General features: G+C 69.6%; 14 protein-coding genes. 9 read left to right on the top strand and 5 right to left on the bottom strand.

Translation table 11 applies throughout. The features are described from left to right. Nucleotides 1-53: 53 nt before the first annotated feature. From ACQUSM_RS00490 to ACQUSM_RS00480, 3 genes are all read right to left on the bottom strand, one after another. The gene (locus ACQUSM_RS00490; protein WP_435114926.1) at nucleotides 54-815 is read right to left on the bottom strand and encodes a class I SAM-dependent methyltransferase; all 762 of its coding nucleotides are present in this window, start codon (nucleotides 813-815) and stop codon (nucleotides 54-56) included. Further along, nucleotides 816-2,153 carry a histidinol dehydrogenase gene (hisD, locus tag ACQUSM_RS00485; protein WP_435114925.1) on the bottom strand — a complete coding sequence of 446 codons (1,338 nt, stop codon included), beginning with the start codon at nucleotides 2,151-2,153 and terminating at the stop codon, nucleotides 816-818. A gap of 162 nt (nucleotides 2,154-2,315) precedes the next feature. Further along, entirely contained in the window at nucleotides 2,316-2,510 is a 195-nt protein-coding gene (locus ACQUSM_RS00480; protein WP_049980416.1) for a cold-shock protein, read from the bottom strand. A 125-nt stretch (nucleotides 2,511-2,635) separates the two neighbouring features. On the opposite strand from ACQUSM_RS00480, the gene ACQUSM_RS00475 reads away from it, so the two are divergent. Continuing rightward, nucleotides 2,636-3,259 (top strand): class I SAM-dependent methyltransferase, encoded by a 624-nt coding sequence (locus ACQUSM_RS00475; protein WP_435114924.1) that lies wholly within the window; start codon nucleotides 2,636-2,638, stop codon nucleotides 3,257-3,259. Between the two features lie 118 nt (nucleotides 3,260-3,377). Here the strand turns inward: ACQUSM_RS00475 and ACQUSM_RS00470 are convergent, their stop codons facing one another. Then, a complete protein-coding gene (locus ACQUSM_RS00470; RefSeq protein ID WP_435114923.1) occupies nucleotides 3,378-3,785 on the bottom strand; it encodes a MaoC family dehydratase in 408 nt (135 codons plus the stop codon). 88 nt (nucleotides 3,786-3,873) lie between these two features. On the opposite strand from ACQUSM_RS00470, the gene ACQUSM_RS00465 reads away from it, so the two are divergent. The 3 genes from ACQUSM_RS00465 to ACQUSM_RS00455 all read left to right on the top strand — a co-directional run bounded on the left by ACQUSM_RS00465 (nucleotide 3,874) and on the right by ACQUSM_RS00455 (nucleotide 7,332). Further along, nucleotides 3,874-4,680 (top strand): alpha/beta fold hydrolase, encoded by an 807-nt coding sequence (locus ACQUSM_RS00465; protein WP_435114922.1) that lies wholly within the window; start codon nucleotides 3,874-3,876, stop codon nucleotides 4,678-4,680. After that, nucleotides 4,673-6,259, top strand: coding sequence for an AMP-binding protein (locus ACQUSM_RS00460; RefSeq protein WP_435114921.1), 1,587 nt, complete (start codon nucleotides 4,673-4,675; stop codon nucleotides 6,257-6,259). Before ACQUSM_RS00465 ends, ACQUSM_RS00460 begins: the two co-directional genes overlap by 8 nt. A 65-nt stretch (nucleotides 6,260-6,324) precedes the next feature. Then, entirely contained in the window at nucleotides 6,325-7,332 is a 1,008-nt protein-coding gene (locus ACQUSM_RS00455) for a sodium:calcium antiporter (protein WP_435114920.1), read from the top strand. 45 nt (nucleotides 7,333-7,377) lie between these two features. On the opposite strand, the gene ACQUSM_RS00450 is transcribed toward ACQUSM_RS00455, so the two are convergent. Continuing rightward, nucleotides 7,378-8,238 (bottom strand): SDR family oxidoreductase, encoded by an 861-nt coding sequence (locus tag ACQUSM_RS00450; protein ID WP_435114919.1) that lies wholly within the window; start codon nucleotides 8,236-8,238, stop codon nucleotides 7,378-7,380. 129 nt (nucleotides 8,239-8,367) lie between these two features. Here ACQUSM_RS00450 and ACQUSM_RS00445 point away from each other — a divergent pair, with 129 nt between their 5' ends. The 5 genes from ACQUSM_RS00445 to ACQUSM_RS00425 all read left to right on the top strand — a co-directional run bounded on the left by ACQUSM_RS00445 (nucleotide 8,368) and on the right by ACQUSM_RS00425 (nucleotide 13,000). Beyond that, a complete protein-coding gene (locus ACQUSM_RS00445; protein ID WP_435118244.1) occupies nucleotides 8,368-9,069 on the top strand; it encodes a helix-turn-helix domain-containing protein in 702 nt (233 codons plus the stop codon). 72 nt (nucleotides 9,070-9,141) lie between these two features. Further along, nucleotides 9,142-10,482 (top strand): ABC transporter substrate-binding protein, encoded by a 1,341-nt coding sequence (locus ACQUSM_RS00440; RefSeq protein WP_435114918.1) that lies wholly within the window; start codon nucleotides 9,142-9,144, stop codon nucleotides 10,480-10,482. Further along, on the top strand, nucleotides 10,483-11,295 hold the full coding sequence (locus ACQUSM_RS00435; RefSeq protein WP_435114917.1) for an ABC transporter ATP-binding protein: 813 nt from the start codon (nucleotides 10,483-10,485) through the stop codon (nucleotides 11,293-11,295). After that, nucleotides 11,292-11,990: an ABC transporter ATP-binding protein gene (locus ACQUSM_RS00430; protein WP_435114916.1), complete on the top strand. Its 699-nt coding sequence runs from the start codon at nucleotides 11,292-11,294 to the stop codon at nucleotides 11,988-11,990. The genes ACQUSM_RS00435 and ACQUSM_RS00430 overlap by 4 nt, the downstream gene beginning before the upstream one ends. Further along, on the top strand, nucleotides 11,987-13,000 hold the full coding sequence (locus ACQUSM_RS00425; RefSeq protein WP_435114915.1) for a branched-chain amino acid ABC transporter permease: 1,014 nt from the start codon (nucleotides 11,987-11,989) through the stop codon (nucleotides 12,998-13,000). The genes ACQUSM_RS00430 and ACQUSM_RS00425 overlap by 4 nt, the downstream gene beginning before the upstream one ends. Nucleotides 13,001-13,036 lie beyond the last annotated feature (36 nt).

The raw sequence follows: 13,036 nt of genomic DNA, 5'->3' as shown, positions 1-13,036 counted from the left end.
CACGCGACTATCCGCGGGACTGTTCTCGAAATTTTCGCAACAGAAACCGACCGTCAGGCTCGGGCGACCAACAGCGTCGTCCCCGAACCGTCGACGAGTCGGACGTCCTGTAGCCCGGCCGCTTCCGCGGCTTCCCGGAGCGACTCGGCGTCGTGGACCGGAACCGTGATGGTCTCGCTGGTCGTCGCGGTGTCGCCGCTGTCCTCGTCGGTCGCGCGGTAGCCCATCCGAAGGTCGATCCCGCCACTGCTCGGGAGATCGGTCACCGAGCGCTCCATCCGGTAGCCGCTCCCGGTCAGCACGCCCACGGACTCGACGGCGCCGCGGACGGCGTCGGCGTCGGTGACCGCACGCAGGAGGAGCGTCCCTTCGGGAGCGAGTCGGCCGGCCGCGGCCTCGACCAAGTCGGCGGGATCGTCGACCGTCGGCGGCGCCGCGGGGCCGGCCATCGCGACCACGAGGTCGAACGCCGCGTCCGTCGGCGGGTCGCGCGGGTCGCCGACCGCCACGTCCGCGTCGGGGGCACGGTGGGCCGTGAAGCGGAGCAGGTCGTGGTGGCTGTCGACGCCGAGCGCGCGGTCGTAGCGGTCGGTGAGGTGGGTCAGCAGCGCGCCGACGCCGCAGCCGAGTTCGAGCGCGTCGCCGGACTCGGGGGCGAACGCCCGGACGGCCTCGAAGTCGCCGGCGACGCGCTCCTCGTCGGTCAGACGATCGAACACCGGTGCGAGCGTCGTGTACAGCGAGTGGTCGCCGTCGGGATCGCGGAGCAGTCGCTCGCAGGCGTCCGGGAACGTCGGTGCCGCGGGTCGGGGCATCTAGCTATCGTCCCCGGCGCGGCCGGCACCGTCGGTGCTGTCGCCGGACGCGTCCCCTGCGTTCTCGCCGTCGTGTAGTCGCACCCGGACGCTCTCGGCGTGTGCCTCCAGCCCCTCCGCCTCGGCGAGCGTGGTGACGGTGTCCGAGAGGTCGGCCAGCGCGTCGCGGTCGAGGCGCTGCACCGTCGAGGAACGCAGGAACTCGTCGACGGAGAGGCCGCCGTGGACTTTCGCGCCGCCGCCGGTCGGGAGCACGTGGTTCGTACCGGTGGCGTAGTCGCCGGCAGCGACCGGCGCGTACGGGCCGAGGAACACGCTGCCCGCGTTGTCGATCCGATCGAGCAGCGCCTCGTCGTTCTCGGCTTGGATCGAGAGGTGTTCGGCGGCGTACTCCTCGGCGAACAGCACCGCCTCGGGCATCGAACGCGCGACGAGCACGCCCGAGGCGTCGTTGTCTAGGGCCTCTCGGATCAGCTCTTCCCGCTCGCGCTCGCCGACCTGTTCCTCGACCGCCTCGACGACCGCCTCGGCCAGCGCGGCGTCGTCGGTGACGGCGACGACGCTGGCCTCCGGGTCGTGTTCGGCCTGTGCGACCAGGTCCGCGGCGACGAACTCGGGGTCGGCGGTGTCGTCGGCCAGCACGAGCACCTCGCTCGGCCCGGCGAGGAAGTCGATCTCGACCTCGCCCCGGACCTCCGCCTTCGCGGCCGTCACCCAGGGGTTGCCCGGGCCGACGACCTTCTGGACCGCGTCGACGGTCTCGGTGCCGTAGGCGAGGGCGCCGATAGCCTGCGCACCCCCGACGGAGTACACCGCGTCGGCGCCGGCCTCGTGGATCGCCGCGAGCGTGACGGGGTTGATCTCCTCGGCGGGCGGCGTCGCGACGGCGACGTGTTCGACGCCGGCGACTTTCGCGGGCACGACGCCCATGATCGCGCTGGAGGGGTAGGCGGCGGTGCCGCCGGGGACGTAGACGCCGACGCGTTCGATCGGCCGGAAGCGCCGGCCGAGCTCGCGGTCCTCGAACGTCTCGCGCCAGTCGTCTGGGCGCTGACGCTCGTGGAACGCCCGGACGTTCTCGACGGCGTCGCGGATCGCCGACAGCGTGTCGTCGGCCACGTCCTCGGCCGCGCGCTCGGCCTCGGCGGTCACGTCGATGTTCGCGACGTCGACGCCGTCGAACTCCTTGGAGAGCTCACGAACCGCCACGTCGCCCTCCTCACGCACCCGCGGGAGGATCTCGCGAACGTCCTCGCGGGCGCTCTCGACGCCCGAGTCCCGGTCGAAAAAGGCCCGGCGCTCGGCGGTCGAGAGCTCCGCGATCGCTCGTGGTTGCATGGTTCGCGTTCCACGCCGACGGCCTAAGGCGGTTGCGGATAGCCGTCGCTCGGGGCGTGAACACAGCGCGGCAGCGAATGGCTGCCGCTCGAACGTGTGAGTTCAGGGGTCCGCAACGCGGACGCCCGAATAGTTACTGCGTCGCGAAAACGCTGAGCCGAGTTACAGGCGGGTCAGGTTCGTCGCGCGCGGGCCCTTGTCGGCCTGTTCGATGTCGAACTCGACCTCCTGGCCCTCTTCGAGGTCGGGACCGCCGACGTCTTCCATGTGGAAGAACACGTCGTCGTCCGCGTCCTCAGTCTCGATGAAACCGTAACCGCCCGTGTCGTTGAAGAAATCAACCGTACCAGTCGCCATTACGTATCGAAGAACTCGCGGCCGACTGTTAACCCCTTCGGTCCGACCTCGCCGGCGTCGAAGCGCCGGCAGCCGCCCGTCCGCGGGCCGACGGGCCTTTACTCGCCCGTGCCCGACGGTCGAGCGTGAACCCAGAGGACGTGCGCGAGGAGTGGGCCGAGCGGACCGGCGAGTTCTCGCCGACGTACTACGCCCACAAGGGGCCGAACGAGGCCAGCGAGCAGGTGCGCGATCTCGTCTCGCACTTCCTCGACCGGGAGGCGCGCGTGCTGGAGATCGGCTGTAGCTCCGGCCGCCACCTCGCACACCTCCACGACGGCGGCTTGGAGAACCTCCACGGGATCGAGATCAACGCGGACGCCATCGACGTGCTCCGCGAGGAGTACCCCGACCTCGCCGCCGACGCGACGTTCCACGTCGGCGACGCCGCCGCGATCCTGCCCGAGTTCGACGACGGCGCGTTCGACGCCGTCTACTCCGTCGAGACGCTCCAGCACATCCACCCCGACGAGGCCGAGACGGTGTTCGACGAGGTGGCCCGCGTCACCGGCGACCTGCTGCTCACCGTCGAGAACGAGTCCGCCCGCGGCGCGGGCGCCCGCGAGGCGGCCGACGTCTCCTACGTCAACGACGAGTTCCCGCTGTACCACCGCGACTGGAAGGCGATCTTCGAGCAGCGCGGGTTCGCACAGCTGCTCTCGGAGTCGAGCAAGCGGCGGGACACGCTGCGCGCGTTCCGCCGGCCGTAGTCGCCGCGGAACTGCGAGCCTTCCGCCGACCGTAGTCGCCGCGGAACTGCGAGCCTTCCGCCGACCGTAGTCGCCGCGGAACTGCGAGCGTTTCGGCGGCCGTAGCTGCCCTTTTTCGCTATTCGTCGTGCGGCACCGACAGCACGACCGCCTCCCCGTCGATCACCGTCGTCGGCTCGCCGTCGACGACCTCGGCGACCGTCTCGACGCGCACGCGGTCGTCGCCCAGTTCCGCGACGACCGCCACGCTCGCCCGCACCGTGTCGCCGGGTCGAACCGGCGCCTCGAACGCGAGATCCTGCGAGAGGTAGACGATGTCGCCCGGGAGCGCGGCCAGCGCGGCGCTGATCAGCCCCGCGCCGAGCATCCCGTGGGCGACGACGCCGCCGAAGAACCCCTCCGCGGCGTAGTCGGGGTCGGTGTGGAGGCGGTTCTCGTCGCCGGTGAGCTCGGCGTACTCCCGGATCGTCTCCTCGGTCACGGTGCGCTGTACTTCGGCGTCGTCGCCGACGGTCGCAACGGGCATACCTCGACGGAGTTCCGGCGGCACCGTAGCATCCCCGGTTCACATGTGAATACGGACCTTGATAGCCCGCGGGCGACAGTTCGAGGGTATGCCGACCGCACACAACGGCGACGTGGCGCTCTCCTACGACCGGGAGGGGCCGCGCGACGCGCCGACGGTGGTGTTCGTCGAAGGGCTGGGCTACGGGAAATGGATGTGGCAGTTCCAGCGCGACCCCCTCGCCGAGTCCTACGACACGATCGTGTTCGACAACCGCGGGACCGGGGCCTCGGACTGCCCGGCAGGGCCGTACACGATCGCGGAGATGGCCGAGGATCTGGGGGCGGTGCTCGACGACGCCGGCGTCGAGTCGGCCCACGTCGTCGGCGCGAGCATGGGCGGGATGATCGCCCAGCGCTTCGCGCTCAACGACGACCGCGCCGCGTCGCTCGCGCTGCTCTGTACCTCCCACGGCGGCGAGGACGCGGTCCCCGTCCCGCCGGAGACGCAGGCGTTCATGTTCGACGTGCCCGAGGACGCCGACGAGCGCGAGGCGATCCGGTACAAGATGACGCCCGCGATCTCCGAGGGGTTCGCCGAGGCGCACCCGGAACTGATCGAGAACATCGTCGACTGGCGGCTCGACTCCGACGCCAGCGAGGCCGGGCGGAACGCACAGGCCGCCGCGGTGCAGGCGTTCGACGCTGCCGACGAGCTCGGGTCGCTCTCGCTCCCGACGCTGGTCATGCACGGTACCGACGACGAGGTGCTGCCCGTCGACAACGCCCACGCGCTCGTGGACCGACTCCCCCACGCCGAACTCGAACTGTTCGAGGGGGGCCCGCACCTCTTCTTCGTCGAGCAGGCCGAGAGCGTGACCGACCGACTCCGCGAGTTCCTCGAGCAGCATGCCTGAGGAGTTCTCGCCGGTCCACGGCCACAGTTCCCGCCCGTACGACTGGGTGGGCGCGTGGAGCGAGAAGCGCGCCGAACTCTCGCCCGACCGCGTCGGCCTCGTCGACGACACCACGGGGCGGGAGTTCACCTACACCGACCTCGACGCGCGGGCGAACCGGACCGCACGCCTGCTCCGCGAGCACGGCGTCGCCGAGGGCGACCGCGTCGCGGTCGTCTCCCGGAACCGACCCGCGCTGGTCGACCTGTTCTTCGCCTGCGGGAAGACCGGCGGGGTGCTCGCGCCGCTCTCGCACCGTCTCGCCGCGCGGGAGTTGGGCGAATTGCTCGACAATGTGGATCCAGAACTGCTCGTCGTCGAGGCACCGTTCGTCGGGGCGGTCGAGGACGCGCTCGCCCGCGTCGATCTAGAGACGACCGTTCGCGCGCTTCCCGCGGAGGACGGTGGAGTGGTCGACCACCCCTCACTGCTCGACGAGCGCCCCGCCGACGACTCGCCGGTCGACACCGCCGACCTCTCGATGGACGACCCCGCGCTCTTTCTCCACACCGGCGGCTCGACGGGGACGCCGAAGGAGACGGTGCTGACCCACGGCGGCCTCCTGTGGAACTCGTTCAACACGATCACCGCGTGGGGCCTGCGCGAGGACGACACGACGCCGATGGTGTTCCCGATGTTCCACACCGGCGGCTGGAACGTACTCACGCTCCCGCTGTTCCACATGGGTGGGACGGTCGTGATCGCCCGGGAGTTCGACCCCGGCGAAGTGTTGAACCTCGTCGAGGAGACGAACGCCTCGGTGCTCGTCGCGGTCCCCGCGGTGCTGCGGATGATGACCGAACACGACGACTGGGAGACCACGGACCTCTCGACGCTGCGGTTCGCGAAATCCGGCGGGGGCCCGTGTCGCGACGCCGTCCTGCGGGCGTGGTGGGACCGCGGCGTCGACCTCTCGCAGGGGTACGGGCTGACCGAGTGCGGACCGAACAACTTCACCATGCCAGACGGCTGGCCCCGCGAGAAGGCCGACAGCGTCGGCGTGCCGGCGATGCACGTCGACGCCCGCGTCGTCGACGACGCCGGGGAGGCAGTCGAGCAGGGGGAGGTGGGCGAACTCGAACTCGCCTCGCCCCACGCCGCCGACCGCTACTGGGGGAACGAGAGCGAGACGCGGGGCACGTTCGGCGCCACGGGCGACGCCGGCCACGGCTGGGTCTCCACGGGCGACCTCGTCCGTGTCGACGAGGACGGCTACTACTACGTCGAGGGGCGGAAGAAGAACATGTACGTCTCGGGCGGGGAGAACGTCTACCCCGCCGCCGTCGAGAACGCGCTGACCGACCACCCGAAAGTCGACGAGGCGGTCGTCGTCCCGATCCCCGACGAGACGTGGGGCGAGGTCGGGAAGGCGGTCGTCGTCGGCGACGAGTCGCTCACGCTCTCGGAGCTGACGGCGTTCCTCGACGGCCGGCTCGCGTCGTTCAAACACCCGAAAGCGCTGGCGTTCGTCGACGAGATGCCCACCTCCGGCCCCTCGAAGATCGACCGGGGCGCCGTGAACGATCGGTTCGGGGAGTAACGCATCCTCGCTGAGCCGGATCGATTGGGTCATTCCTTTCCGTCCCGTCGCGTAACGGGCCGACAATGCCGGGACTGGCTGCATCCCTCGTCTTGATCGTGGTCGGGGTCGGGGTCATCTGGAAGGGCAGCGAGTACTTCGACCGATCCGCGGAGCGACTCAGCCGGCACTACGGCCTGCCGGTCGCGGTTCACGGGGCCGTCGTGGTCGCCGTCGGGTCGAGTTTCCCGGAGATCAGCTCCGTCGTCATCAGCACGGTGGTCCACGACGAGTTCTCCCTCGGCGTGGGCGCCATCGTCGGGAGCGCCATCTTCAATCTGCTCGTCATCCCCGCGCTGTCGGCCATCTTCAGCGACGAGCTCGAAGCGACGCGGAGCCTCGTCCTCAAGGACGCCCAGTTCTACGTCATCAGCGTCCTCGTGCTGTTCATCGTGTTCGCGCTCGGCGCGACGTACGTCCCGGGCGGGACGAACAGCGCCGCGATACTGACGCCGTCGCTGGCGATACTGCCGCTGGCGACGTACGGGATCTACCTCTTCCTCCACCAGCAGGACGCGAGCGACCACGTCGCCGAGGCCACGACCGACGTGCGTCCAGCCCGTGAGTGGGGGATCCTCCTGATCGCGCTGCTCGTGATCGCCGTGGGCGTCGAGGGGCTCATCCGCGCCGCTCTGTCCCTCGGGGCGATCTTCGGCTCGCCGAGTTTCCTCTGGGGGATCACCGTCATCGCGGCCGGGACGAGCCTCCCCGACACGTTCGTGAGCGTCCGCGCCGCCAAGAACGACGACAGCGTGACGAGCCTCACGAACGTGCTCGGGAGCAACACGTTCAACCTTCTCGTCGCGATCCCCATTGGGGTCATCTTGGCCGGCTCGGCGACGATCAACTTCCTCGCGGCGATCCCGACGATGGGCTTTCTCGCGTTCGCGACGCTGGTGTTCATCGTGTTCACGCGGACCGACCTCGAACTGACCGACCTCGAGGCGTACGGCTTCCTCGGCCTGTACCTGCTGTTCCTCGTCTGGATGGTGTTGGAGTCGGTCGGGATCATCGAGACCGTCAGGGGCATCTGATCGCGCCTCGGGTCCAGTCCGCCGCCGCCGGGCACTCCGTCTCCCCTACTCGTAGGTGGTCGTCATCCCGCCGTCGAACAGCAGATCCCCGCCGTTGAGGTGTGTCGCGTGCCGCGAGAAGCCGAACACGAACAGGTTCGCGACCTCGACGGGGCTCATCATTCGCTTCGTCCGTGACTGCCCGAGCATCACGTCCTCGACCACCTCCTGCTCGGTCAGCCCGCGCTGCTCGGCAGTGTCCGGGATCTGCCCGGTCACCAGCGGCGTCGAGACGTACCCCGTCGACACCGAGAACGCCCGGACCTCGCCGTCGCCCTCGGCCGCGAGCGACTGCGTGAGCCCGCGGAGCCCGAACTTACAGACGTTGTACGCCACCTTGTCGCTCGTCGTGTAGTGGCCGTGGACCGACGCCATGTTGCCGACGGCGCCGCCGCCGGCCGCGCGGACGTGCGGGAGCGCGTGCTTGGCCAGCAGCGTGGGCGCGCGGAGCATCACTCGCTGCATCAGGTCGTACCGCTCGGCCGGGAACTCCTCGATCGGCGCGACGTGCTGGAGCCCCGCGACGTTCGCGAGGAACCGCAGATCGCCGTACTCCGCCGCGGTGTCGACGATCCGTTCGATGTCGGCGTCGTCGGTCAGATCACCCTCGATCGTGTGCACCGGGCCGTCGGCACCCAGCGCCGCGGCGCGGTCGGCAGTGTCGTCGAGGCCGTCGGCGTCCACGTCGGTCGCGGCGACGGTGCAGCCGTTGGCCGCCAGCGCGACCGCGACCGCGCGGCCGATCCCCGAGGCCGCACCCGTCACGATGGCGACCGAATCGCTGGTGTACCGGTCGTCGTCGACCTCGAGGACGTTCTCGGCGGTGAGTGCCGGGCCGTCGGCGCCCGGGATGGGGTCGTCGGTCATGGAGAGGGACAGTCCCCGAACCACCCAATAAGGGAGGGTTCAGGTATGAACCCGGCCCCCAAGAGCTGGTCCGCCCACGGAAACCCTTAACAGGGAACCGAAGAATCGTTCATGATAGTACAGCGCCCCATGATCGACATCGCACTCGATATGCGGCAGTACGACTGCCCGTTCATCGACACGACGGACGACGCCGACCTGAGCTTCGCTGCCTCCTACTGGGAGTTCAACCCCGCGGCGGGGGAGCTCGAAACCCGGATGGTCGTCGAGGCGCCGGACCGCCACGAGCTCGATCAAGGGCTGTCGATGCTCCGCGAGCACCGGGGGATGGAGGGGTTCGACCTGCTCGCCAAGCGCGACGGCGCGGCCCGGATCCGGACCACGATCCAGGAGACCAGCGCAATGCGCACCATCCGGCAGAACGACGGCTACGTCACCGGCCCGTTCTACATCGAGGACGGCCGCGAGACGTGGCACGTCGGCTTCGACAACGACGGGCTCGCCGACGGCGCGCTCGCGGGGCTGGAGCGCAACAACGACTTCTCGGTGCTCTCCCGCGAGGACACCAGCATCCCGGAGATCTCCGAGCTCATGAGCAACGCGGGCGCGGCGATGACGCTGATAAACGGCTGCCGGGAGCTCTCCGAGACCGAGCGCGAGACGCTCGAAACCGCGGTCGAAGGGGGGTACTTCGAGAGCCCGCGCGGGGCGACGCTGGGCGACCTCGCCGACGAGTTCGACGTCTCCAAGCCCGCGGCGTCGAAGAACCTCCGCCGGGCCGAGCGGAAGCTGATCGATCGCGTGGTCGACGCGCTCGGCGAGCTGGAGTAGCGCGCCGAACGCCGGCGGTATTTACATGTTAACCCGCCAATCCATGGTGGGAGAGAGCCTCATACTGAGGATATGGCGCGAAAGCTATCGCGGCGTGGAATGCTTCGAGCGACCGGCGTCGCCGGCGTCGCCGGGCTCGCAGGCTGTACAGGCGCACTGAGTGGCGGGAGCGGCATGAGCATCGGCGTGCTCCAGCCGGTATCCGGCGACCTCGGCTACTACGGGCAACAGGCGCTCTGGGGGTTCTTCTCCGGACTGGCCTACAAGGGGGACACCGACCCGATCGAGGATTCGACCACGGGGAGCTACACCGTGACCGCGGGCGACACCGAGTACGAACTGATCGTCCGTGACACGCAGTTCAGCGCCGACACCGCCCAGTCGGCCGCGACCGACCTCGTGGAGAACGACGACGTGGACATGCTGTTCGGCACCGCCTCCTCCGGGGCGGCCGGGCGCGTGATCGACACGGTCGTCGACACCGCCGAGGTCCCGTTCATGGCTGGCCCCGCGGCGTCTGCGGGGATCACCTCGAACGAGGGGACGTGTTCGGACCTCGTGTTCCGAGCCTCCGAGAACACGGCGATGGACGCCCGCTCCGGCGGGAAGTACGTCGCCACCGAGACCGACATCTCGTCGGTGTACCTGTTCGGCGCCGACTACTCCTTCGGCCGCGCGGTCGTCAACAACTACGAGCAGGTGCTCTCGAACAACGGCGTGGAGATCCTGGGCAAGCGCTTCGTCCCGCAGGGGTACAGCGAGTGGGACGGGCTGCTCCAGAACGCCGAGGACGCGGGCGCCGACGGCGTCGTCGGCGGCTTCACCGTCTCGACGCTCCCGCAGATGTTCACCTCCTACCTGCAGGGCGACTACAGCTACTCGGTGTTCGGCGGGCTGGCGACGCAGATCACCAGTCAGGTCGTGGGGCAGACGCTCCGGCAGGTGCTGGGCGAGCCGCTCACACAGGAGAAGCTCGACAACTCCGGGCTCGGACCGTTCACGACGCGCTACCACTGGAACCAGTACGACAACGAGATCAACAGCTCGTTCGTCGACTCGTACACGAGCGCCTACGGCGTCGTGCCGGACCTGTTCAGTTCCGGGACGTTCACCGCGGCCTCCGCGATCGTGCAAGCCGTCGAGGAGTCGGGCTCGACGAGCGGCAGCGACGTGGCCGGAGCGCTCCGGGGCATGACCGTCACGGACACGCCCAAAGGCGAGAACGGCTACACGTTCCAGGAGTACAACAACCAGGCCCGCTCGGCCATGACCGTCGCGAACCTCGCACCCACCAGCGACGAGTGGAGCGACAGCTGGGACGCCGCGATCCAGCCCGGCGAGCCCCTCGCGACGATCGACAAGGGCGAGACCACGATCCCCGCCGACGCGCCGGGGATGAACTGCTCGCTGTAGATGCTCCGTACCGCCGGGCTGACGAAGAACTTCGGCGGGCTCACCGCCGTCGACGACGTCGACTTCCGGCTCCGGGAGGGCGAACTCTGCTCGCTGATCGGGCCCAACGGCGCCGGGAAGACGACGTTCTTCGACCTGCTGACGGGCGCACTCGAACCGACCGCCGGCAGCATCGAGCTCCGCCAAAACGGCGAGTGGGAGCCGCTCACCGACGCCTCCCCCGCGGCGGTCGCACAGGCGGGAGTCCACCGATCGTACCAGATCACGAACGTGTTCCCCGAACGGACCGTGTTGGAGAACGTCCGGGTGGCCGCACAGGCCGCCGGCGAGAACGCCTGGAAGGGGTGGCGCAACACCGCGGCGTTCGAGGAGCACGTCGAGGAGGCGCACGCGATCCTCGACCGCGTCGGCCTCGACAGCCTCGCCCACCGGCCGGCGAGCGCGCTCGCCCACGGCGAGAAGCGCCAACTGGAGGTCGGCATCGCGCTCGCGGGCGACCCCGACGTGCTGCTGCTCGACGAGCCCAACGCCGGCGTCTCCAGCGAGAGCGTCGACGACATCATCGACCTGATCGCCGACGTGGCGACGGATCACGCGGTGCTGTTGGTCGAGCACAACATGGACATCGTGATGAACGTCTCCGACCGCATCGTCGTGCTGAACCAGGGCGCCGTCATCGCCGACGACGAGCCCGCGGCAGTGCGTGACGACCCCGCGGTACAGCGGGCGTACCTCGGCGGGTACGGCGAGGACGACGACCCGCCGAGCAGCGGCGCGACGACCGACGACGACGAGGAGGTGGCCGGCGCGTGAGCCTGCTCGAACTCGACGGCGTCGAGACGTACTACGGCGAGAGCCACATCCTCGAAGGGGTCGACCTCGAAGTCGAGGAGGGCGAGGTGGTCGCGCTGATGGGGCGCAACGGCGTCGGTAAGACCACGACGCTGCGGAGCATCCTCCAGCTCACGCCGCCCCGCGAGGGGTCGATCCGCTACCGGGGCGAGGAGCTGGTCGGCAAGGAGACCCACGAGGTCGCCGACGCCGGCGTGGGGTGGATCCCCGAGGACCGCCGGATGTTCAGCCAGCTCACCGTCGAGGAGAACGTCCGCATCGCCGTTCCGAAAGGGGGTGACGTGCAGGCGGGGCTGGATCTCGCGTGGGACGCCTTCCCCGACCTCGAAGAGATCCGCGACCGCGACGCCGGCGACCTCTCGGGCGGGCAGCAGCAGATGCTCGCGATCGCCCGCGGGCTCGTCGGGGAGAACGACCTGCTGCTGGTCGACGAGCCCAGCGAGGGGCTCGCGCCGCTGATCGTCGAGGCCGTCCACGACGCGCTCGAAGCGGTGGCCGGCGAGACGACGATCCTGCTGGTCGAGCAGAACCTCCCGATGGCGCTCGACCTCGCGGACCGCTTCTACGTGCTCGATCACGGCGTCGTCGTCGACAGCGGCGACGCCGACGAGGTGTCGACCGACTCCGAACGGCTCAGGAGGCATCTCTCGGCATGACGGGGGCCGTACTCACACCCCTGATCGTCGACGCGCTGGGGGAGTTCTTCCGCCTCGGCACGCTGTCGGAGGTGTTCGTGAACGGGCTCTCGAAGGCCGCGCTGTACGCGATGATCGCCAGCGGGCTGACGCTGGTGTTCGGACTGCTGGGCGTGCTGAACTTCGCCCACGGCTCCTTTACGATGCTCGGCGCCTACCTCGGCGGGCTGGTGATGGTCGTGCTCGTCGGGAGCGCGACGGGCGATCTCGCCCGCGTGCTGTTCTTCCTCGTCGGCACGCTGCTCGTGTTCGCCGCCATCGGTGCACTCGGCGGTGCCGTCGAGGTGGGGCTGATCCGCCAACTGTACGATCGCCCGCCGATCTACCAGATCCTGCTGACGTTCGGGCTGGCGCTCGTGCTCGACGAGGTGGCCCGCATCGTCGTCTCGTTCTACGGCATCCAGCCGATCACCGACTGGCGCGCCGCGCTGGGGACGAAGCCGGCGTTCATGGTCGAGAACCTCTCGTTCGCCGGGCTCTCGGTGTCGCCGCTGGCGCTGTTCCAGATCGTCTTCGGCACGGTCACGATCGGCGCGGTTTGGCTGTTCCTGACCCGGACGCGCTACGGGATGGTGGTCCGGGCCGGCAGCGAGGACGACGAGATGACCGCCGCGCTCGGCATCGACGTGAACCGCGTGTTCACCACCGTGTTCGCGCTTGGTTCGGCGATCGCCGGCGTCGCCGGCATGCTGCTGATGTGGGACCCCGTCTGGGGGGCGAGCCTGCCGCTGGCCCACGAGACGCTGCTTCCCGCGTTCGTCGTCGTGATCGTCGGCGGCCTCGGCACGTTCCGGGGCACCGTCGTCGCGGCCGGCCTCGTGGGCATGGTCGACGCGACGATGACGTGGTGGTTCCAGAACGCGATCACGTTCACCGGCCTCCCCGAGATGATGATCTTCCTCGTGCTCGTGCTGACGCTGATCGTACGGCCACAGGGACTGTTCGGCGTCGAGGAGGTGGGCGGCCATTAGCTCTCCCACCGAGCCGCCAAGCGAAGACGGATCACC

The organism is Halolamina sp. C58 (assembly GCF_051195095.1).
Taxonomy (GTDB): domain Archaea; phylum Halobacteriota; class Halobacteria; order Halobacteriales; family Haloferacaceae; genus Halolamina.
This window is presented reverse-complemented; position numbering and strand designations above follow the sequence as displayed.

Bases quoted from the DNA above. Each gene is read 5' to 3' on its own strand.
- ACQUSM_RS00490 (WP_435114926.1), bottom strand. From the start codon at position 815: ATGCCCCGACCCGCGGCACCGACGTTCCCGGACGCCTGCGAGCGACTG.
- hisD (WP_435114925.1), bottom strand. From the start codon at position 2,153: ATGCAACCACGAGCGATCGCGGAGCTCTCGACCGCCGAGCGCCGGGCC.
- ACQUSM_RS00480 (WP_049980416.1), bottom strand. From the start codon at position 2,510: ATGGCGACTGGTACGGTTGATTTCTTCAACGACACGGGCGGTTACGGT.
- ACQUSM_RS00470 (WP_435114923.1), bottom strand. From the start codon at position 3,785: ATGCCCGTTGCGACCGTCGGCGACGACGCCGAAGTACAGCGCACCGTG.
- ACQUSM_RS00465 (WP_435114922.1), top strand. From the start codon at position 3,874: ATGCCGACCGCACACAACGGCGACGTGGCGCTCTCCTACGACCGGGAG.
- ACQUSM_RS00460 (WP_435114921.1), top strand. From the start codon at position 4,673: ATGCCTGAGGAGTTCTCGCCGGTCCACGGCCACAGTTCCCGCCCGTAC.
- ACQUSM_RS00455 (WP_435114920.1), top strand. From the start codon at position 6,325: ATGCCGGGACTGGCTGCATCCCTCGTCTTGATCGTGGTCGGGGTCGGG.
- ACQUSM_RS00450 (WP_435114919.1), bottom strand. From the start codon at position 8,238: ATGACCGACGACCCCATCCCGGGCGCCGACGGCCCGGCACTCACCGCC.
- ACQUSM_RS00445 (WP_435118244.1), top strand. From the start codon at position 8,368: ATGATCGACATCGCACTCGATATGCGGCAGTACGACTGCCCGTTCATC.
- ACQUSM_RS00440 (WP_435114918.1), top strand. From the start codon at position 9,142: ATGGCGCGAAAGCTATCGCGGCGTGGAATGCTTCGAGCGACCGGCGTC.
- ACQUSM_RS00435 (WP_435114917.1), top strand. From the start codon at position 10,483: ATGCTCCGTACCGCCGGGCTGACGAAGAACTTCGGCGGGCTCACCGCC.
- ACQUSM_RS00425 (WP_435114915.1), top strand. From the start codon at position 11,987: ATGACGGGGGCCGTACTCACACCCCTGATCGTCGACGCGCTGGGGGAG.